Raw genomic sequence first — 17829 nt, forward strand, 5'->3', positions numbered from 1 at the left:
TCCGAGTACGACACAAGCAAAGGCCCCCGGTTTTCCGGGGGCCTTTTTCATTGCGCCCGCCATGCGCAGGCCTTGCCTCCCGGCCCGGGCCCGGGATATACGGATCCCCTGCGCAACCCGCGCCGCCGCCAACCCCTCGTACGGAGCCCCCATGCCCAGGCCAGTTGAAAATCCGGGCCGCGATCTCGACCGACAGGCCGCGTACTGGGACCGCGCGGCCGAATCCAAGACCTTCAGCCACCCGCTGCGCATGGAAGGATTCCAGGAGCTGGTCCCGGCCACGGAACCCGTGCTGGACTACGGATGCGGCTACGGCCGCACCTGCGCGCACCTCCGGGACCACGGCTACGCGCACGTCGTGGGCGTGGACATCTCCCAGCGGATGATCGAACTGGGCGCACAACGTCACCCCGGGCTGGACCTGCGGCTCATGGAGCATCCCCGCCTGCCCTTCCCCGGGGAGTCCTTTGCCGCCTGCACCCTGTTGGCGATGCTGACCTGCGTGCCCGGGGATGCGGGGCAGCGGGCCGTGCAGGAGGAAATCCACCGGGTCCTGCGCCCCGGAGGCGTCCTCTACCTCAGCGACTACCCCCTGCAGCAGGACCAGCGGAACCGCCGACGCTATGCGGAGTTTGAAGAGGAATTCGGAAACTACGGCGTGTTCCGCCTGGCCGACGGCGCGGTCGTGCGGCACCACCGGATGGAGCACATCCTCGGCCTGCTGGCCGGGTTCGCCGTCCTGCGCCGGGAGACCCTCGACGTCCCGACCATGAACGGCAACCCGTCGCGCATCGTCCAGATACTCGCCCGCAAGGCCGGGGCGCGGCTTCCCTAACGATAGGAGGAGGCGTCCAGGTCGAAGCGCGCCAGGATCTTCTGCAGGGCCACGCGCGACAGCCCGGCCAGCTTGGCGGCCTTGGTCACGTTGCCCTTGGCCTGGGCCAGGATCTCGCCCACGTAGTCCCGGGTGAAACTGTCCAGGACGCGGTTCTTGGCCTCCTTGTAGAGCGGCAGCTCCTGGCCGCCGCCCAGGCCGGGGCAGGCCGTGCCCTCGCCGTTGTCCACCATGCGCATGGCGGCCATGGTCACCGTGTCGCCGGTGCCGAACACGGCCAGCTTGCGCATGTAGTTCTGCAGCTCGCGCACGTTGCCCGGCCAGTCCCGCCCGGCCAGGGCCGAGAGCAGGGCCGTGTCCACGCCCTTGTCCTTCAGCCCCAGCTCGTGCCAGGCCTTGAGCAGGAAGAACCGGGCCAGGGCCGGGATGTCCTCGATGCGCTCGCGCAGCGGCGGCATGGAGACCATGAGCACGTTCAGGCGGTAGTAGAGATCCTCGCGGAAGCGGTTGTCGGCGATGAGGGCCGGGAGGTCGCGGTTGGTGGAGGCCACCACGCGCACGTCCACCTTGCGGGTGCGGTCCGAGCCCACGGGCCTGATCTCGCCCTCCTGGAGCACGCGCAGCAGCTTGGTCTGGGTGCCCGGGGGGATGTCCCCGATCTCGTCCAGGTGGATGGTGCCGCCGTCGGCCTCGGCGAACAGGCCCTCGCGGTCCTTGTTGGCCCCGGTGAAGGCCCCGCGCACGTGGCCGAAGAGCTCGCTCTCCAGGAGGTTCTCGGGGATGGCCGGACAGTTCACGGCCACGTAGGGCTTCTTGGCCCGCGCGCTCAGGTCGTGGAGCATGCGCGCCACCAGTTCCTTGCCCGTGCCCGACTCGCCGGTGATGAGCACGGTGTAGTCCGTGCGCGCCACGGCCGCGATGGTCTCGCGCACCTGGCGCATGCGCTGGCCGTCGCCGATGAGCGTCTCCCCGCGCCGCTCCAGGAGGCCGCGCAGCTGGCGGTTCTCGTCCAACAGGCGGCTGCGCTCCAGGCCCTTCTCGGCCACGCGGAACAGGGTCTCCGTGTCCACGGGCTTGGTCAGAAAATCGTAGGCCCCGGCCTTCAAGGCCTCCACGGCCGTCTCGATGGACCCGTGGGCCGTGAGCATCACGGCGGACAGGGCGGGCATCGTCTCCAGGGCCTGGGACAGGAGGCTCAGGCCGTTCATGGCGGGCATGCGCAGGTCCGTGAGCATCAGGAGCACGCGGCGCTCGGAGAGGATGTCCAGGGCCTCGGCGCCGCTGCCCGCGGCCAGCACGTCCACGGCCGGGAAACGCCCGGCCAGGAGCCGCCGGATGCCCTGGGCGAAATCATATTGGTCGTCCACCACCAGGATGGTGTCGGGTCCGCTCATGCCTTGTCCTCCTTTGCTCCGTCGGCCACGGGAAGGCGGATGCGGAACTCGGCTCCGCCTCCCTCGCGGTTCACGGCCCTGATGCGCCCGCCCAGGTCGGTGACGAAGCCGTAGATCACGGCCAGCCCCAGGCCCGAGCCCTTGTTGACCTCCTTGGTGGTGAAGAAGGGGTCGAAGATGAAGGGCATTACGTCCTCGGGAATGCCCGGCCCGTTGTCGGCCACGGTGAACAGCACCATGCCGTCGGATGCGTCGTAGGAAAGCTCCACCCGCACCTCGCCCCCGCTCTCGGGCACCGCGTCCAGAGCGTTGATGAGCAGGTTGGCGGTGACGTGCTCCACCACCTGGGGCTCCATGAGCACCGGGGGCATGCCCGCTTCGGCGTGGAAATGGATGACCGCGCCCTTTTTCTCGGCCTGGATGCGGAACACGTCGGCCACGGCCTCCACGGCCGTGGGCATGTCCACCGCCACGGAGGTGGAGAGCTTGGGCCGGGCGAAATTGAGCAGGTCCCGGAGCACGTTCTGGGCCTGGCGGGTGTGGCGCACGATGACGTCCACGTCGTCGCGCTGCTGGTCCCCGGTGATGCCGTTCTTGAGCAGCTCGGCGTAGCACAGGATCACGCCCAGGGGGTTGTTGATCTCGTGGGCCAGGCCGGCGGCCAGCTTGCCCACGGTGGCCATCTTCTCGGACTGGGTGACCTGGGCCAGCATGCGCTTCTCGCCCGTGGTCTCGCGCACGCTGACCACCACCTGGCCCCGCTCCCCTCCGTCGTCGCGCACCGGATAGATGGACAGGGCGAAGGACCGGCCCCCGGCCAGGGTCACCTCGCGGAAAACGAAGCTGTCGCGGCGGATGGCCTCGGAGATGTCGCAATCGGAATTATCGCCCAGGCTCTCGCAGAGGAAGGGGATGACCTGGCCGCCCTCGGTGGCCCCGCCGGAAAGGTCTGCGGACAGGCGGCGGGCGGCGCTGTTGACCATCACGGGATCGCCCGTGTCGTCCACCAGGAGCAACGGGTCCGTGATGCCCTCGAAGATGGACTGCAGGTTGGCGCTGTGGCGCAGGATGCTGTCCAGGGCCGCGAGATTCTCCGAGGCGATGCCCAGCTGGCGGCCGATGGCGCGCAGCACGGCCCGGTCCTGGGGCCGGAAGGAGCGCCCGGGCTTCTGGTACATGCACAGCAGCCCCTCGGCCGTGCCGTGGGGCGACTCCACGGGCACGATGGCCCTGTGGTCCTCGTACAGGGGCTTGGCCTCGGCCAGCAGCTCCAGCCAGTTCTCGGGCAGGTCCGGAGTCTGCTCCTCGCGGGGCCAGGAATAATGCCTGTGCATGCCCTGGCCGCAGATGAAGGTCACGTAGGCCAGGTCGAAGCGCAGCCCCACGAAGGGCAGGGACTGGCGCCACAGCTCGGGCCGCGAATGGCTGTGGGAGAAGCCGCCCAACAGGTCCACGAACAGGCGCACGTCCGCGCGGCGCTCCCCGGCCTCCACGGACAGCTCCTCGGTGCGCTCGCGGACCTTGTTCTCCAGGTTGGCGGCGTAGTCCTGCAGCTGCAGCCGGGTGTCGTAGAGATGGTCCCCGAGCTTCTCCATGCCGCTGATCATGTCGTTCAGCTCGTCGCCCCGCTCCACCTCGCGGAGCAGCGCCGTACCCTTGTCGTCGGTGAAATTGCGCTGGAACACGCTGACCAGGGTGCGCAGGTTGTTGACCACCACCTGCTTGAAAATCAGGTTCGCCGTGCCGAACAGCAGCAGCACGGCCATGCCGAACATGATCATGAAGGTCACGGTGGCCCCGCGCAGGTGGGCCACGGAGGCGGACACGGGCACGCTCACGAAGTCCAGGGCCCCGATGCTGCCCAGCTGGTGCCCGAATCCCCGGTTGCCGTAGGCCGCGGCCAGCTCGGCGGGCGCGTCCTTGGGGTCGCCGTGGCAGCGCATGCAGCCCGCGCTGTAGGTCACGGGCCGGGCCAGCACGTAGTGCATGACCCCGCCGATCTTCTCGTAGCCCTGCCAGAGGGTCAGGGACGGCTTCCTGCGGAAACGCTGGATGAGCCCGCGCTCGAACTCGTTGGCCTCGAAGCGCGGATTGCGCGAGGACAGGGCCACCCGCCTGAACACGTGGCCGCCGCCGTCCTTGGCCGCCTTTTCCATGACGCTGCGGGTGACGAAGGACGAACTCATGGCCTGGATCACGAAGGTGTCGGGCACCACCTCGTACATGGTGGGGCGCAGGGTCTTCTGCACGTAGCCCTTGACCGCGTCGGCCTGGGCCAGGATCAGGGCGGCCCGGCCGTGGACCTCCTCGTTGAGGAGCTGGCGCATCTGGAAATAGAAGCCCGTGGCGATGAGCACGCCGATGACCAGGCTGGCCGCGGTGAGCCCCAGCAGGAATTTCGTCTGAAGAGTGTAGGGACGGGTAATCTGCATCGTTCGCCGCCGGGAAGGACTGTGTGTGGCCTGGTGCCGGACCGGCTTCACAGTATCGGGGTGGAGGCTCATGTCAAGCGGCGTCGGGGGGGGACGGCCGCCCCGGAGAATGTGCTCCGGGACGGCGTCCGCCCGTGAAGGTTTCGTCCGCGCTATTTGGCGGCGGCCAGCCTTCCGGGAAGATGCTCGATGGTGTTGCGGGTGTACACGTTGCCCAGGGCGCAGGCCTCCACGTCGGTGTAGTACCACGCGCCGCTCTCGATGCCCCAGTCGTCCAGGGCGTTGGCCATGTGGGTCATGGCCGGGGACATGCGGACGGCCGCGGGGCAGACCACAAAGACCGCGGCCCAGGTCAGGGCCAGGCCCAGGATCAGGGCTCCCCACCGCTTTGCCGCGCTTTTATCCTGCATCATGTCTCTCCTTCTCCGGTGTCCGGCCCGGGGCGAGGCCCCGGGCCGGTATCTTGCGGAGGCTAGATCTGGGCGGTGATCTCGGGGAACACCAGGTAGAACATGACGTAGGCCATGGTCAGGGTCAGGATCAGGTTCAGGCTCTGACCGCAGACGTACAGGATCAGGGGCTTGCCGCCCTTGAAGTAGGAGCTCAGCTCACGGAAGTTCGTGGCCAGGCCGATGGCGGCGAAGCTCAGGCAGAAGAACCAGCCGCGGAAGATCTTGGTCCAACCGCGGATGACGCCCTGGTCGATCATGGTGTAGCCGGCGTCGGAGCCCATGCCGGAGGACAGCACGGACATCAGGATGGAGGCGGCCAGGAAGCCCAGCACGAACTTGGGGAAGCGGTGCCAGATCTCGATCCAGCCCACGGACTGGCCTTCCTGGCACTCGACCTTGGCGCACCAGTACACGGCCACGCCGAAGGCGGTGACGCCGATGAGCACGTTCTGGATCATCTTGATGGTGGCGGCCACGTACAGGGCCTTCTCGGACAGGAACGCGCCCGCAGCGGCCACGGCGCCCGTGGCGTCGATGGTGCCGCCCATCCAGGCGCCGCCCAGGATGTAGGGCATGCCCACGGCCTTGATGAAGGCCGGCATGGCGATCATCATGATGGAGGTGAAGACCAGGGACAGGCCGATGGACAGGGTCAGCTCCTCCTTCTTGGCGCGGCAGGCCGCGGCCGTGGCGATGGCCGCGGAGGTGCCGCACACGCTCATGTCCGCGGAGATGACCATGTTCAGGGTCTTGGACGGAATCTTCAGGACCTTCTGGCCGAAGATGAAGGTGGAGATGAGTACGATGGGCGTGACCACCCAGGCCACGAAGATGCCGGGCACGCCGATGGAGATGATCTTGTTGAAGAGCACCTCGGCGCCCAGCAGCACCAGGCCGGTCTTGATGTAGTACTCGACCTCCAGGCCGGGCTTGACCCACTTGGGGGTGCCCACGGTGTTGGAGATGAGCATGCCGAAGAAGATGGCCCAGGCGGCGTCGCCGATGCCGTAGTGCTTCATGGTCGCCTGTCCGGCCATGAGGTAGGACAGCACGCCCACGAGGAAGACCACGATGTAGCCCTTGAAGAAAGCCACGGGGTCCTTGCCCATGAACTTGATGGCGAAGGAAAAGAACAGGCCCACGGCGATCATCAGCCCGAACAGGGACGGGAACAGGTTGTAGGGCTTGTTATGCGCCTTCTTCTTGGCCTTGCCCGTCTTGGTCTTGGCCTTGCGCCATTGGCCGATCTGGTCGTCGGCAGCCTGGTTCAGCTGGGCGTTCTTGAAGCTCGCGGCAGCGGCGGCTTCCTCGGCTACCAGGGCGGCTGCCAGAGCCTCCTTTTCCGTGGCCTTGGCGGCCTCGTACTTGGGCATGTTCTTGGCGTTGAGCGCGTCCGCCTGGGCCTGGTTCATCATGAAGGCGTCCAGGGGATTGGTCTTCCAGCCGTGGGGCTTGTGGGTGAAGGACGCGATGGCCTTGCCGATGGACGAGTCCTTGGCCTTGAGCTTGGACTTGGTGTCCTGGGCCTTGTAGTAGGCCACGGTCTTGAAAGGCGCGCGCGCGGCCTCGGCTTCCATGATGGCGTTGGCCTTGGCGAAGGTCTCCTTCATGTTCTCGGGCTGACGCGGGAGAAAGATCAGGAAACCAACCACCAGCAGGGCCAGGCCCAGCCAGATGGCCCAGTAGTCCTCCTTCTTCCACAGATCGGACCAGGCGCTCGATGCCTTGTCCACCACCACGTTGCTGTTCTGCTCAGTGTTCTCCGCCATAGCGCTCTCCTTGGTATTGATGATGATTTCCGGCCCTGCGGCGGGCCCTCCCCGCCGCACACCCCAATGCCGGACACCCCAGTACAAAGCAAAGGTTGTTCCAGCTTTTCACATGAATCAACACACTGATTTTATTATTTTTATTTACACAGACAAAAAGCATATCGCAAACCTTGGTTATTTTTTAAGCAAACAAAAGTTTGCGCTCGCCATGTCGAGAAACGCAGCCCCGTGAATGGATGCCGGGTCCGGAAATCGCGGGAAACGCCGCCACAAGGGGCTTCCCCCCTGTTTCGCAACCCGTTGCCCGATCCGGCCGCCGCGCGCGCCGCAACGCCCCGAACACGGTCATGGGAAACAAGGCGCAAGCCTCTCAATACCCGCCGCGCGCGGCCCAAGGCGCAAAAAAGCCCCGCCGTGGCGGGGCCGATGCAGCGGGGATGATCCTCGCCCTTTGACGAATCCGACGCCTCAGCGCCCGGGGCCGCGCCGCTTGAATATCTCCCCGGCCAGGAACAGGCCGTTCAGGGCGGCGGGGAATCCCGCGTACAGCCCCATCTGGATGATGGCTTCCACGACCTCTTCCCGGGTGCAGCCCACGTTCAGGGCCCCGTTGATGTGCACGTCCAGCTGCGGAGCCGCATGCCCCAGGGCGGTGAGCGCCGCCACGGTGCACAGCTCGCGCGTGCGCAGGTCCAGGCCGGGGCGGGCCATGATCTCTCCGAACCCGAACTCGATGATGTAGCGCCCCATGTCCGGGGCCAGATCCGCCAGGGCGTCCACCACCTTGCGGCCGCCCTCCCCGTCCACCTCGTTCAGGAGCGCCAGGCCCCGTTCATATCGTTCGTCCATGTCGCCCTCCTTGGGCTTGCGTTGCCGATGCGCAGACGATAGGGAGGGGCTATGGATATATCCAATATATTTTTGAATAGGAATTGATACACGGAGAATATCGATCATGGAGCTCAGGCAATTGCGCTGCTTCGTGGCCGTGGCCGAGGAGCTGCACTTCGGGCGGGCCGCCCAGCGGCTGAACATGTCCCAGCCGCCCCTGTCCCAGGGCATCCGGAAATTGGAGGATGAGCTGGGGACCGCCCTGTTCGTGCGCACCAGCCGCAGCGTGGCCCTGACCGGCGAAGGGGAATACCTGCTTGGGGAGGCGCGGACCATCCTGGAGCGCGCCCGGGAGGCGGCCCGCGCCGTAGGGCGCATGGGGCGCGGGGAACAGGGGATGCTGCGCCTGGGGGTCGTGGGCCCGGCCCTGGAGGGAGCCCTGCCCTGCGCCGTGGCCCTATTCCGGCGGAACCATCCCCTGGTGCGCGTCACCCTGGAGCAGCGGGGGACGCAGGAGCAGGCGCGCCTGATCCGGACCGGCGAGCTGGATCTGGGGGTCATGCGGCCCCACGGCCAGGAATTCGAGGGCCTGGAGAGCATGCACTGGCATACGGAGCCCTATGTGGCGGCCCTGCCCCAAGGGCACGCCCTGGCGGGCAAGGCGAAACTCCGGCTGGCGGACCTCAACGGCCAGACCCTGATCTTCTACCCCCGGGAATACCACGCCCGGCTCTATGATTCCATGCTGACCGCCCTGCACCGGGCCGGAGCCGTGCCCGAACTGCTGCACGCGGGCCTCTTGAAACACGCCTCCGTGGCCCTGGTGGCCGCGGGCCTGGGCCTGGCCCTGCTGCCCGAGTCCATGTCCCTGGCCCCGAGACCGGGGGTGGCCTACCGCCCCCTGGAAGATGGCCTGCCCCTGGTCCAGTACCGGCTGGCCTGGCGGCGCGGCGACGATTCGCCTCTGGTGCGGCGTTTCCGGGAGGTCATGGCCGCCGAAAGAGACGCCTGCGCGGGCAGTCTGAAAACGGAATGAGGGAAAAAAAAGACAAGGGCGCGGACGCGCCCTGAGACGGGGCCGCGAGGCCCCGGAAAAACCCGTTCGGCCCCGGCTCAGGCCGAGACCGTGAACACTTTGCCCGTGGCCTCCTCGGCCAGGGTCTTCTTGTCGCGCAGGTCCGTCAGCATGCCGGGGTAGCGGTCGACCTTCTCGCGCACGATGTCCACATATTCCCGCAAATTGCGCGAGGTGCTGCTGTGGCTGGCCACGGACATCTCGCTGGCCATAGTCAGGACGTTCACATTCTCGACCGACATGGGCAACCTCCCCCTCCGCGCGGACCGATCCCGCGCGGGAAATCATCCTTTTCAGCCCCTAGGGCTCCACTTTCTCGTTCTTGGTGGCTTTGATGAGCAGGCGGATCAGGGCCTGGTTCTCGCGCACGTCCTTTTCCAGGGACGCGTTCTTGTCCTCCAGCTTCTGCATCAGCAGTTGCAGGGCCGTGACCTTCTTCTCCAGCTCGTCCACCTGGGCCTGAAGCTTCTTGATCCGGGTCCTGGCCCCCTCGTCCACGTCGCGGGCCAGGGCCGGAGCGGCCAGGACCGCCGCCAGGGCCAGCGCCGCGGCCAGGGCGCACACAGTCCGTCTCATTCCATACCTCCCGGCCCCCCGTCGCGCGGGGCGAGCCGTCAAATCCTGCTCTGCAGGAGGAATCCCTTGATGATCTCCGGGACCTTGTTCGCGCCGGGCGTGGGGTGCGGATCTCCGTAGTCCGGGAGGCCGATGTCGTCGGACAGGCGCTTGCCCCGGAGCATCTCCCCCCAGTTCGTGGTCACCGGATCACGACGCAACAGCGTCTTGTCCATCTCTATGTTCCAGCGCATCAGGGCTTCGCCGCTGCGCCGGCTGACTTCGGCCACCTGTTCTGCGGACACGGGGTCCTCCTTGCCGGGATCCTACCCCATGGGTCATTCCCATGCAACATCCGCCGCCCATGGGGGATCTCCTCATTTTGCCTGGGTGCGTTGACCGGAAACCGAACCAGGATGTATCATGCGTTCGTCATGTCCTGAATGTCCACTACTGAGATGCTACCATGACCGACGAAAGACGCAACAACGAACGCTTCGCACTTGCCAGCACCGATTTCGCCTGCCTGCTCGTGAAGGGAAAATACGAACTGTTCGGGACCATCGAGAACCTGAGCACGGGGGGCATCCTCCTGGCCATGTTCCCCGCAAGCCCTGCGGCCCGCCCCGTCCCGGGCGACGAGGTCGCGGTCCTGTCCGGCCCCAAGGTCCTGAACCCGCTGCTGGGCGAGCTGGCCGGGCGTGTGGCCTGGATCAACGACGACGGTCTGGGAGTGACTTTCGACCATCCCCTGCAGGCCGACAGCCGCGAGCTCCTGCGCCGCCTGGAGGAAACGGACCTCCTGCCATGGTTGGAGACCGAGGGAACGGATTAGCTTCTCCGACCCCGGAAACGAAAAGGCCGCCCTCGGGCGGCCTTGTTTGTTTCCGGGAGGCGCGGCGCGCTACAATATCTGGCTCAGGAAGAGCTTGGTGCGCTCGTTCTCGGGATTGACGAAGAAATGCTCGGGCGTGCCCGTCTCCATGACCCGGCCCTGGTCCATGAAGACCACGCGGTCGGCCACCTCGCGGGCGAAGCCCATCTCGTGGGTCACCACCACCATGGTCATGCCGCCCCGGGCCAGGTCCTTCATCACGTCCAGCACCTCGCCCACCATCTCCGGGTCCAGGGCGCTGGTGGGCTCGTCGAAGAGCATCACCTTGGGGTCCATGGCCAGGGCGCGGGCGATGGCCACGCGCTGCTGCTGGCCGCCTGAGAGCTGGTCCGGGCCCACGTTCCACTTCTCGGCGATGCCCACCTTCTTGAGCAGGGCCATGCCCTTTTCCTCGCTCTCCTTCTTGCCGCGCTTGCGCACGGCCATCTGGGCCATGGTCAGGTTGTCAAGGACGGACTTGTGCGGGAAGAGGTTGAAGCTCTGGAAGACCATGCCCGCCTCGGCGCGGATGGCGTTGATGTCGCTGGCCGCATCCAGCACGCTCTTGCCGTCGATGGTGATCTCGCCCTCGTCGGCGAACTCCAGACGGTTCAGGCAGCGCAGGAACGTGGACTTGCCCGACCCGGACGGGCCGATAACCACCACCACCTCGCCCTGGGCCACGTCCAGGGAGACGTTGTCCAGGGCCACGAGCTTCTCGGGCACGTAGAAGTACTTGCAGACGTTTTTCGCGCGAATCATCATGGCCTACACCGCCTTGCGTTCGAGATACTGGACCAGCACGGAGAATGCGAAGGTCATCACCAGGTACAGGACCGCGCACACGATCCACATCTCGTAGTTCATGAGGGACGCGCTGGCCATCTCGCGGGTGACCTTGGTCAGCTCGCGGATGGCGATGACGCCTAAGAGCGACGAGTCCTTGATCAGGCTGATGAACTGCCCGGCCAGGGCGGGCAGAATGCGCCGGATGGCCTGGGGCATGACCACCTTGGCCATGGACTGGGAATAGGACATGCCCAGCGACCGCGCGGCCTCCATCTGGCCGATGTCCACGCTCTGGATGCCCGCGCGCACTATCTCCGCGGTGTAGGCCCCGGTGAACACGGCCAGCCCGGCCACGCCGTACCAGAAATTCTCCACCTGGGGCAGGCCGGTGTGGGCCAGGATCTGGTTCACCAGGGTGCCGATGACGTAGTACCAGATCATCAGCTGAACGAGCAACGGCGAGCCGCGCACCAGCTCGATGTAGCCGATGGACGCCCATTTGAAGGCCGGGTTGTCCGAGATGCGCGCCAGGCCCGTGGCCACGCCCAGGGCCATGCCCAGGATGATGGCCACGAAGCTGACCTTCAGCGTCATCCACAGGCCCGTGAGGAACAGGCCCGCCTTCCACTCCTTGCTCGCGCCGAGCACGTCGCCGGGATAGATGAAGTCGCCCTCGGACACGCGCAGCCCCTTGGCGGGCACGGTGTATGTCTCGCTGCCGTCCGCCCCGGTGACCGTGACCAGGATCTGGCCGCCCTTGTCCTCGACGGCCGAGACCTCGCCCTCGATCTCCGAGCCGACCTTCACCTCGGCCTGGTAGGCGAAATATTGCGGCACGCGGTTCCAGCGCCAGATGTAGTCCACGTACTGCGTGGCGCCGTACACGCCCATCAGGACCAGGACCAGGGCCACGGCGAAGACCGAACCCCAGGCTTTCCGGTAAAGGGGCCCCCTGGGCTTGTCCAGACCGGGATACAACGACATGGCTGAGTTCTCCTTGGATCGTCGGAAAAAACGGCGGGCCGGGCGCGGCCGCCGCAGGGGGCGGCCCGCGCGGGGCCCGAAGCGCGCCCCGCGTGTGCGGGGCGCGCCGGAAGTCGAATGGGGAAGAGCCGGGCTACTCGGCCGCGTTCTTGATCCAGCCGGTGGACTTGATCCACTTGTCGTAGATGCGGTCGTAGCGGCCGTCGGCCCTGATCTGCTTCATGAAGTTGTTCAGGAAGTTCAGGAAGTCCGGGTCGCCCTTCTTCAGGCCGATGGCCAGGGGCTCGTAGGTGAAGGGCTTGTCCAGGAGCACGACGTTCTTGCCGCCCTGCTGGGCCACGAAGACCACCAGGAAGGGCAGGTCGTAGACAAAGGCGTCGGACTGGCCGTTGACCACGTCCAGGGCGCCGTCGGCTTCCTTGTCGAAGGACTTGTACTTGGCCTTGCCGATCATGCGCTTGGTGGCGATCTCGCTGGTGGTGCCCAGGCGCGCGGCCACGGTGTACTTGGGATCGTTCAGGTCCTTGTAGGACTTGATCGTGCTCTTGTGCTTCTCGTTGAGCAGGATGGCTTGGCCCACCACGATGTAGGGGTCGGCGAAGTTGATCTGCAGGTTGCGCTCCTGGGTCAGGGTCATGCCGGACATGATCAGGTCGAACTTGTCGGCCAGAAGCGCGGGGATGATGCCGTCGTAATCGGTGTTGACCACGGTGAGCTTGACGCCCATGGACTTGGCCAGCTCCTTGGCCAAGTCCACGTCGAAGCCGATGACCTGACCCTTCTTGTCCGTGAGCTCGAAGGGCGGGTAGCCGGGATCCAGGCCGATGCGCAGCTCGCCGGCCGCGAGGATCTTGTTCAGGGTGGATTTCTGGGCCAGCTCGAAGTCCGCGGTAAAGCCCTGGGACGCCAGCACGGCCACGAAGAAGGCGGCCAAAAGCAGCTTGCGTGCGATATTCATGACTCTCTTCTCCTCGATTGAAGGTCTGCAAGGCCGGACGCACCGCGCGCCCCGGCCGGATGTCAGTATTTGCCCTCGGTGAGCACTTCCTTGATGATCATTTTCTTGCCGCACACCGGGCAGTTGGGCATCTTTTCCTCGGGCAGGTAGATGATCCGGGAAATCTTGTGCACCGGGCAGTGCACCTCCACGGCCTCGCGCTTGTATCTGTCCTTCATCGCGGTCATGGCCCACCTCCGGGTTTGGGATCGCCATGGATAGCCTGCCCAGAGCCCCGGCACAAGAGGCAATGGGATCTTCCCTGGAAAATATCACACCGCGAAACGCAGGGACAGGCAGGTCAGGCCGCCGTCCATCTTGCGCGTCTCGCTCATGTCCAGCTCGATGACGGGCAGGCCCAGGCCGTCCAGCAGCCCGCGCACCCCGGGGAACCCGGCGGGCGTCAGCAGGCTGCCGTTCACGAACAGGGTGTTGGCCGCGTACTCTTCGTCCTCGGGCGTGACCAGCAGGTCGAAGCCGGAAAGCTCCGGCAGGGACGCGAACCCCGGCGTGACCAGGAGCGTGTTCCCGCCCAGGTGGTTGACCCCGGACTTGAAGTGCAGGCCCGCGCCCACGGGCACGGCCGTGACCGTGTAGCCGTGGGGCTCCATGATCGCGGCGAACTGGCGCGCGCCTTCGGCATTGGTGCGCTCGGACAGGCCCACGAAAAAGCGTTTGCCCACCAGGAGCACGTCGCCGCCGTCCAGGGTGCCCGGGGCCTGGATGCGGGCCGTGGGCTTGTACGCGGCCAGGGCCGGGGCCACGCTGTCCTCCTCCCCCCTGCGCTCGGGCGCGCCCGGGCGGGTGATGACGGCCACCTCGCGGGCCACCACGGCGGCGTCCTCCACGAAATGGGCGTCCGGGAATCCCGGGGCGGCGGGCAGGACCTCCACGGCCAGCCCCAGGCCGCGCAGGGCGTCGGCGTAGGCCGCGTGCTGCGCCAACATCAGAGGGTGGTCCGCAGGGCCGAGATGGGAAGAAGTGGTCAGGCCCGAGGCGAAGTCCGGGCCGGGGGTGCGCAGAATGGCGTGGGTGAACATGGATGCCTCCTTACAAAAACGAAGGGCATTCCTTAGCCTCGCCGGGCGGCCTTGTAAAGCGCCCCGCCGCGTCCCCGCCACGCGGCAAATAAAAAGGCCCCGGACCGCAGCCCGGAGCCCTGAATCGGGTGATGCGAGCAGCGCTACCCGCCGAAGTGGTACCATAACCTGGCCACGTGCGTGGCGCCGTTCTCCTTGAACATGCAGATCACGCCCCACTTGCCGGGCTCATCGATGGTGAAGTTGGCCGCGAACGCGCCGCCGCCGTAGTTCTTGAGTCCGGCGGTCTGCTCCTTGCCCGAGGGCGCGATGAGCTTAACCTTGCCCGCCAGGTCGACGAGCTTCTGGCCGTCCTTGGTGAACCCGGCCATGACGTGGTGGGTGTGCCCCTCGGGATCCTGCATGTTCATGGCCGCCAGTTCCATGATCTGGAACTCGGCGTGCACGCCGTCCACGTCCACTGCCTGTTTGAAGGTGCCGCCTGCGGCGGAGCCGCCTTTCTCCATGCCTTCCATGGCCAGGGCCGGCAGAGCCAGGGCCAGCACGGCGCAAACGGCCGCCAGCATAACGTATTTCTTCATCTCTCTTCTCCTTTTTTCCTAGAGGTTTTCACTCCCGGTCCGCTCGGCGGGGCCGGTGGTTCGTTCCGGTTGCCCCGCCGGGACATCCCCGGGGAGCTCCTCGGGCTCGCGGGGCAGGCCCCGGCCCTTCCAGATGCCGTAGATGGCGGGCACCACCACCAGGGTCAGCACCGTGGCGCTGACCATGCCGCCCACCATGGGCGCGGCGATGCGTTTCATGACCTGGGACCCCGTGCCGCTGCTCCACATGATGGGCGCCAGCCCGACCATGGTGGAGACCACGGTCATCATCTTGGGCCGCACGCGGAGCACCGCGCCCTCGATGATGGCCAGGTTCAGATGGCGGCGCGAAAAGGCGTCGCCGTAGAGATCGCGGTACTTGCGGTAGGCGATGTCCAGGTACACGAGCATGACCACCCCGGTCTCGGCGGCCACGCCCGCCAGGGCGATGAAGCCCACGGCCACGGCCACGCTCAGGTTGTAGCCCAGCACGTCCATCAGCCACAGCCCGCCCGTGAGGGCGAAGGGCACCGAAAGCATCACGATGAGGCTCTGGGTCACGTTGCCGAAGTTGAGGTACAAGAGCAGCAGGATGATGATCAGGGTGGCCGGGACCACCAGCAGGAGCTTCTGCTTGGCGCGCATCATGTATTCGTACTGTCCGCTCCAGACGATGCTCACTCCCGGGGGCAGCTCGATCTTCTCGGCCACGGCCTTCTGGGCGGCCTGCACGTAGCGGCCCACGTCCATGCCCGAGATGTCCACGTAGACCCAGGCGCTCTTGCGCGCGTTCTCGCTCTTGATGGCCGCCGGGCCCTTGTGGATGGATATCTCCGCCACCTGGGCGATGGGGATTTGCGCGCCCATGGGCGTGGGCACCAGGATGCGCCGGAGCTTATCCAGGCTGTCGCGCAGTTCCGAGCCGTAGCGCAGGTTCACGGGATAGCGTTCCAGCCCCTCCACTGTGGAGGTCACGTTCATGCCGCCCACGGCGGACTGGATCACGTCCTGCACGTCGCCCACGGTGAGCCCGTAGCGCGCGGCTTCCCGGCGGTTTATCTTGTAGTCCAGGTAGTTGCCGCCCGTGACGCGCTCGGCGTACACGCTGGCCGTTCCCGGCACGTCACGCAGCACGGCCTCCACCTCGGCTCCCAGATCCGACAACTGCCCGAGATCGTCGCCCATGAGCTTCAGGCCCACGGGGGTCTTGATGCCCGTGGCCAGCATGTCCGTGCGCGTCTTGATGGGCATGGTCCAGGCGTTGGTCAGGCCGGGGAACTGGATGGCCTGGTCCATCTCCTTGACCAGCTGGTCCATGGTCATGCCCGGCCGCCATTCGGCCTTGGGCCTCAGGGTGATTGTGGTCTCCAGCATGGTCAGGGGCGCGGGGTCCGTGGCCGTGTCCGCGCGGCCCACCTTGCCCATGACCGTGTCCACCTCGGGGAAAGTTTTGATGATCCTGTCCGTCTGCTGCAGCAGCTCCTTGGCCTTGGTCACGGAGATGCCCGGCAGGGTCGTGGGCATGTACAGCAGATCGCCCTCGGTGAGGGGGGGCATGAACTCCGAGCCCATGCGCTGCCAGGGGATCCAGGTCAGGGCCAGGATGACCACGGCCGCGCCCACCACCAGGTACTTGAACCGGAGCACCACGTTGATCACCGGCCTGTAGAGCCAGATCAGCAGGCGGTTCACGGGGTTTTTGTCCTCGGCCAGGATGCGGCCGCGGATAAGATAGCCCATGAGCACGGGCACCAGGGTCACGGCCAGGAAGGCCGAGCCCGCCATGGCGTAGGTCTTGGTGTAGGCCAGGGGCCGGAACATGCGCCCTTCCTGGGCCTCCAGGGTGAACACGGGCAGGAAGCTCACGGCGATGATCAAGAGGGACGAGAACAGGGACGGCCCCACCTCCACGGCCGCGTCGCGGATGATCTCCCAGCGCTCCCGGCCCTGGTGATGCTCCAGGTGCTTGTGGGCGTTCTCGATCATCACGATGGCCGCGTCCACCATGGCGCCCACGGCGATGGCGATGCCGCCCAGGCTCATGATGTTGGAGTTGATGCCCTGCCACTTCATGATCAGAAAGCTGACCAGCACGGCGATGGGCAGGGTCAGGACCCCCACCAGGGCGCTGCGCACGTGGAAGAGGAAGAGCAGGCAGACCAGGGCCACGATGGCCACCTCCTCCAGGAGGGTGTGCTTCAGGTTGTCCACGGCCCTCTCGATAAGCCCCGACCGGTCGTACACAGGACGAATGGTCACGCCCTCGGGCAGGCTTTTTTGCAGCTCGGCCAGGCGCGCTTTGACCCCGTTGATCACGGCCAGGGCGTTCTCGCCGTAGCGCATGACCACCACGCCGCCCACGGCCTCGCCCTGCCCGTCCACGTCCAGGACGCCGCGCCTGAGCTCCGGGCCGATGCGCACGTCGGCCACGTTGCGCAGCAGGATGGGCGAGCCCCGGTCGTCCACGCCCAGGGGAATGTCCTCCAGATCCTCAAGGCTCTGGATGTAGCCCAGCCCCCGGACCATGAACTCGGTCTCGCCCATCTCCACCAGGCGTCCGCCCACGTCGTTGTTGCTGCGGCGGATGGCCTCGGAGACCTTTTTCAGGGGGATGCCGTAGGCGGTCAGCTTGTTGGGATCGACATGGACCTGATACTGCTTCACGAATCCGCCGATGGAGGCCACCTCGGACACGCCGGGCACGCTGGTCAGCTCGTAGCGCAAAAACCAGTCCTGGATGCTGCGCAGCTGTGCCAGGTCGTGGTTCTTGCTCTCCAGGACGTACTCGTAGACCCAGCCAACGCCCGTGGCGTCGGGCCCCAGGGCCGGGGTCGCGGCCGGGGGCAGGCGGCCCGAGACGTAGTTCAGGGCCTCCATGACTCGGCTGCGGGCCCAGTACATGTCCGTGCCGTCCTCGAAGATGACGTACACGAAGCTCAGGCCGAAAAAGGAATACCCGCGCACGGTCTTGGCGTAGGGCACCGAGAGCATGGCCGTGGTCAGGGGATAGGTGACCTGGTCCTCCACCACTTGCGGGGCTTGGCCCGCATAGTTGGTGTACACGATGACCTGCACGTCCGAGAGGTCCGGGATGGCGTCCAGGGGCGTCCTGAGCATGGCCCAGATGCCGCCGGCCACCAGGAAGACCGTGAGCAGAAGCACCAGGAAACGGTTGCGCAGGGAGAGTTCGATGAGTTTGCGGATCATGTTCGCCTCCC

18 protein-coding genes are annotated in these 17829 nt (G+C 66.4%); 3 read left to right on the forward strand and 15 right to left on the reverse strand.

Features of this window, described 5'->3' with window-relative positions; translation table 11 throughout:
• Nucleotides 1–151: 151 nt before the first annotated feature.
• Nucleotides 152–835: a class I SAM-dependent methyltransferase gene (locus ACYYG1_RS13960; RefSeq protein WP_461210939.1), complete on the forward strand. Its 684-nt coding sequence runs from the start codon at nt 152–154 to the stop codon at nt 833–835.
• Here ACYYG1_RS13960 and ACYYG1_RS13965 read toward each other — a convergent pair.
• The 5 genes from ACYYG1_RS13965 to ACYYG1_RS13985 all read right to left on the reverse strand — a co-directional run bounded on the left by ACYYG1_RS13965 (nt 832) and on the right by ACYYG1_RS13985 (nt 7734).
• A complete protein-coding gene (locus ACYYG1_RS13965) occupies nt 832–2229 on the reverse strand; it encodes a sigma-54-dependent transcriptional regulator (protein WP_461210940.1) in 1398 nt (465 codons plus the stop codon). The two genes, ACYYG1_RS13960 and ACYYG1_RS13965, sit on opposite strands and share 4 nt — an antisense overlap.
• On the reverse strand, nt 2226–4661 hold the full coding sequence (locus ACYYG1_RS13970; protein ID WP_461210941.1) for a c-type heme family protein: 2436 nt from the start codon (nt 4659–4661) through the stop codon (nt 2226–2228). Before ACYYG1_RS13970 ends, ACYYG1_RS13965 begins: the two co-directional genes overlap by 4 nt.
• Nucleotides 4662–4813: 152 nt before the next feature.
• Nucleotides 4814–5074, reverse strand: coding sequence for a hypothetical protein (locus tag ACYYG1_RS13975; protein ID WP_461210942.1), 261 nt, complete (start codon nt 5072–5074; stop codon nt 4814–4816).
• Between the two features lie 59 nt (nt 5075–5133).
• Nucleotides 5134–6882 carry a YeiH family protein gene (locus ACYYG1_RS13980; protein ID WP_461210943.1) on the reverse strand — a complete coding sequence of 583 codons (1749 nt, stop codon included), beginning with the start codon at nt 6880–6882 and terminating at the stop codon, nt 5134–5136.
• 471 nt (nt 6883–7353) lie between these two features.
• Complete coding sequence (locus ACYYG1_RS13985) at nt 7354–7734, reverse strand: carboxymuconolactone decarboxylase family protein (protein ID WP_461210944.1); 381 nt, start codon at nt 7732–7734, stop codon at nt 7354–7356.
• Nucleotides 7735–7840: 106 nt separating this feature from the next.
• Between ACYYG1_RS13985 and ACYYG1_RS13990 the strand changes: the two genes are divergently transcribed.
• Nucleotides 7841–8752 (forward strand): LysR substrate-binding domain-containing protein, encoded by a 912-nt coding sequence (locus ACYYG1_RS13990; RefSeq protein ID WP_461210945.1) that lies wholly within the window; start codon nt 7841–7843, stop codon nt 8750–8752.
• A gap of 77 nt (nt 8753–8829) precedes the next feature.
• Here ACYYG1_RS13990 and ACYYG1_RS13995 read toward each other — a convergent pair whose 3' ends face one another.
• Genes ACYYG1_RS13995 through ACYYG1_RS14005 form a run of 3 tightly spaced genes read right to left on the reverse strand, consistent with a single transcriptional unit; the run spans nt 8830 to nt 9651 of the window.
• Complete coding sequence (locus tag ACYYG1_RS13995) at nt 8830–9033, reverse strand: hypothetical protein (RefSeq protein WP_461210946.1); 204 nt, start codon at nt 9031–9033, stop codon at nt 8830–8832.
• A 58-nt stretch (nt 9034–9091) separates the two neighbouring features.
• Nucleotides 9092–9367, reverse strand: a complete 276-nt coding sequence (locus ACYYG1_RS14000; RefSeq protein ID WP_461210947.1) for a hypothetical protein — start codon at nt 9365–9367, stop codon at nt 9092–9094.
• A gap of 38 nt (nt 9368–9405) precedes the next feature.
• Nucleotides 9406–9651, reverse strand: a complete 246-nt coding sequence (locus tag ACYYG1_RS14005) for a hypothetical protein (protein WP_461210948.1) — start codon at nt 9649–9651, stop codon at nt 9406–9408.
• A 161-nt stretch (nt 9652–9812) separates the two neighbouring features.
• Between ACYYG1_RS14005 and ACYYG1_RS14010 the strand changes: the two genes are divergently transcribed.
• Nucleotides 9813–10181: a PilZ domain-containing protein gene (locus ACYYG1_RS14010; RefSeq protein ID WP_461210949.1), complete on the forward strand. Its 369-nt coding sequence runs from the start codon at nt 9813–9815 to the stop codon at nt 10179–10181.
• A 69-nt stretch (nt 10182–10250) separates the two neighbouring features.
• On the opposite strand, the gene ACYYG1_RS14015 is transcribed toward ACYYG1_RS14010, so the two are convergent.
• The 7 genes from ACYYG1_RS14015 to ACYYG1_RS14045 form a co-directional block, all read right to left on the reverse strand.
• Complete coding sequence (locus tag ACYYG1_RS14015; protein ID WP_461210983.1) at nt 10251–10982, reverse strand: amino acid ABC transporter ATP-binding protein; 732 nt, start codon at nt 10980–10982, stop codon at nt 10251–10253.
• A 6-nt stretch (nt 10983–10988) separates the two neighbouring features.
• Entirely contained in the window at nt 10989–11993 is a 1005-nt protein-coding gene (locus ACYYG1_RS14020) for an amino acid ABC transporter permease (protein ID WP_461210950.1), read from the reverse strand.
• A gap of 133 nt (nt 11994–12126) precedes the next feature.
• Nucleotides 12127–12951 carry a transporter substrate-binding domain-containing protein gene (locus ACYYG1_RS14025; protein WP_461210951.1) on the reverse strand — a complete coding sequence of 275 codons (825 nt, stop codon included), beginning with the start codon at nt 12949–12951 and terminating at the stop codon, nt 12127–12129.
• A 62-nt stretch (nt 12952–13013) separates the two neighbouring features.
• Entirely contained in the window at nt 13014–13178 is a 165-nt protein-coding gene (locus ACYYG1_RS14030) for a hypothetical protein (RefSeq protein ID WP_461210952.1), read from the reverse strand.
• 84 nt (nt 13179–13262) lie between these two features.
• Entirely contained in the window at nt 13263–14030 is a 768-nt protein-coding gene (locus ACYYG1_RS14035; protein ID WP_461210953.1) for a dimethylarginine dimethylaminohydrolase family protein, read from the reverse strand.
• 143 nt (nt 14031–14173) lie between these two features.
• Nucleotides 14174–14611, reverse strand: coding sequence for a hypothetical protein (locus ACYYG1_RS14040; RefSeq protein WP_461210954.1), 438 nt, complete (start codon nt 14609–14611; stop codon nt 14174–14176).
• An 18-nt stretch (nt 14612–14629) separates the two neighbouring features.
• Entirely contained in the window at nt 14630–17818 is a 3189-nt protein-coding gene (locus ACYYG1_RS14045) for an efflux RND transporter permease subunit (protein ID WP_461210955.1), read from the reverse strand.
• Between the last annotated feature and the right edge of the window lie 11 nt (nt 17819–17829).

It is taken from the genome of Desulfocurvus sp. DL1XJH-121, assembly GCF_054819825.1.

Excerpts from the sequence above, each read along its gene's own strand:
- ACYYG1_RS13960 (WP_461210939.1), top strand. The coding sequence starts at position 152 with ATGCCCAGGCCAGTTGAAAATCCGGGCCGCGATCTCGACCGACAGGCC.
- ACYYG1_RS13965 (WP_461210940.1), bottom strand. The coding sequence starts at position 2,229 with ATGAGCGGACCCGACACCATCCTGGTGGTGGACGACCAATATGATTTC.
- ACYYG1_RS13970 (WP_461210941.1), bottom strand. The coding sequence starts at position 4,661 with ATGCAGATTACCCGTCCCTACACTCTTCAGACGAAATTCCTGCTGGGG.
- ACYYG1_RS13975 (WP_461210942.1), bottom strand. The coding sequence starts at position 5,074 with ATGATGCAGGATAAAAGCGCGGCAAAGCGGTGGGGAGCCCTGATCCTG.
- ACYYG1_RS13980 (WP_461210943.1), bottom strand. The coding sequence starts at position 6,882 with ATGGCGGAGAACACTGAGCAGAACAGCAACGTGGTGGTGGACAAGGCA.
- ACYYG1_RS13985 (WP_461210944.1), bottom strand. The coding sequence starts at position 7,734 with ATGGACGAACGATATGAACGGGGCCTGGCGCTCCTGAACGAGGTGGAC.
- ACYYG1_RS13990 (WP_461210945.1), top strand. The coding sequence starts at position 7,841 with ATGGAGCTCAGGCAATTGCGCTGCTTCGTGGCCGTGGCCGAGGAGCTG.
- ACYYG1_RS13995 (WP_461210946.1), bottom strand. The coding sequence starts at position 9,033 with ATGTCGGTCGAGAATGTGAACGTCCTGACTATGGCCAGCGAGATGTCC.
- ACYYG1_RS14000 (WP_461210947.1), bottom strand. The coding sequence starts at position 9,367 with ATGAGACGGACTGTGTGCGCCCTGGCCGCGGCGCTGGCCCTGGCGGCG.
- ACYYG1_RS14010 (WP_461210949.1), top strand. The coding sequence starts at position 9,813 with ATGACCGACGAAAGACGCAACAACGAACGCTTCGCACTTGCCAGCACC.
- ACYYG1_RS14015 (WP_461210983.1), bottom strand. The coding sequence starts at position 10,982 with ATGATTCGCGCGAAAAACGTCTGCAAGTACTTCTACGTGCCCGAGAAG.
- ACYYG1_RS14020 (WP_461210950.1), bottom strand. The coding sequence starts at position 11,993 with ATGTCGTTGTATCCCGGTCTGGACAAGCCCAGGGGGCCCCTTTACCGG.
- ACYYG1_RS14025 (WP_461210951.1), bottom strand. The coding sequence starts at position 12,951 with ATGAATATCGCACGCAAGCTGCTTTTGGCCGCCTTCTTCGTGGCCGTG.
- ACYYG1_RS14030 (WP_461210952.1), bottom strand. The coding sequence starts at position 13,178 with ATGACCGCGATGAAGGACAGATACAAGCGCGAGGCCGTGGAGGTGCAC.
- ACYYG1_RS14035 (WP_461210953.1), bottom strand. The coding sequence starts at position 14,030 with ATGTTCACCCACGCCATTCTGCGCACCCCCGGCCCGGACTTCGCCTCG.
- ACYYG1_RS14040 (WP_461210954.1), bottom strand. The coding sequence starts at position 14,611 with ATGAAGAAATACGTTATGCTGGCGGCCGTTTGCGCCGTGCTGGCCCTG.
- ACYYG1_RS14045 (WP_461210955.1), bottom strand. The coding sequence starts at position 17,818 with ATGATCCGCAAACTCATCGAACTCTCCCTGCGCAACCGTTTCCTGGTG.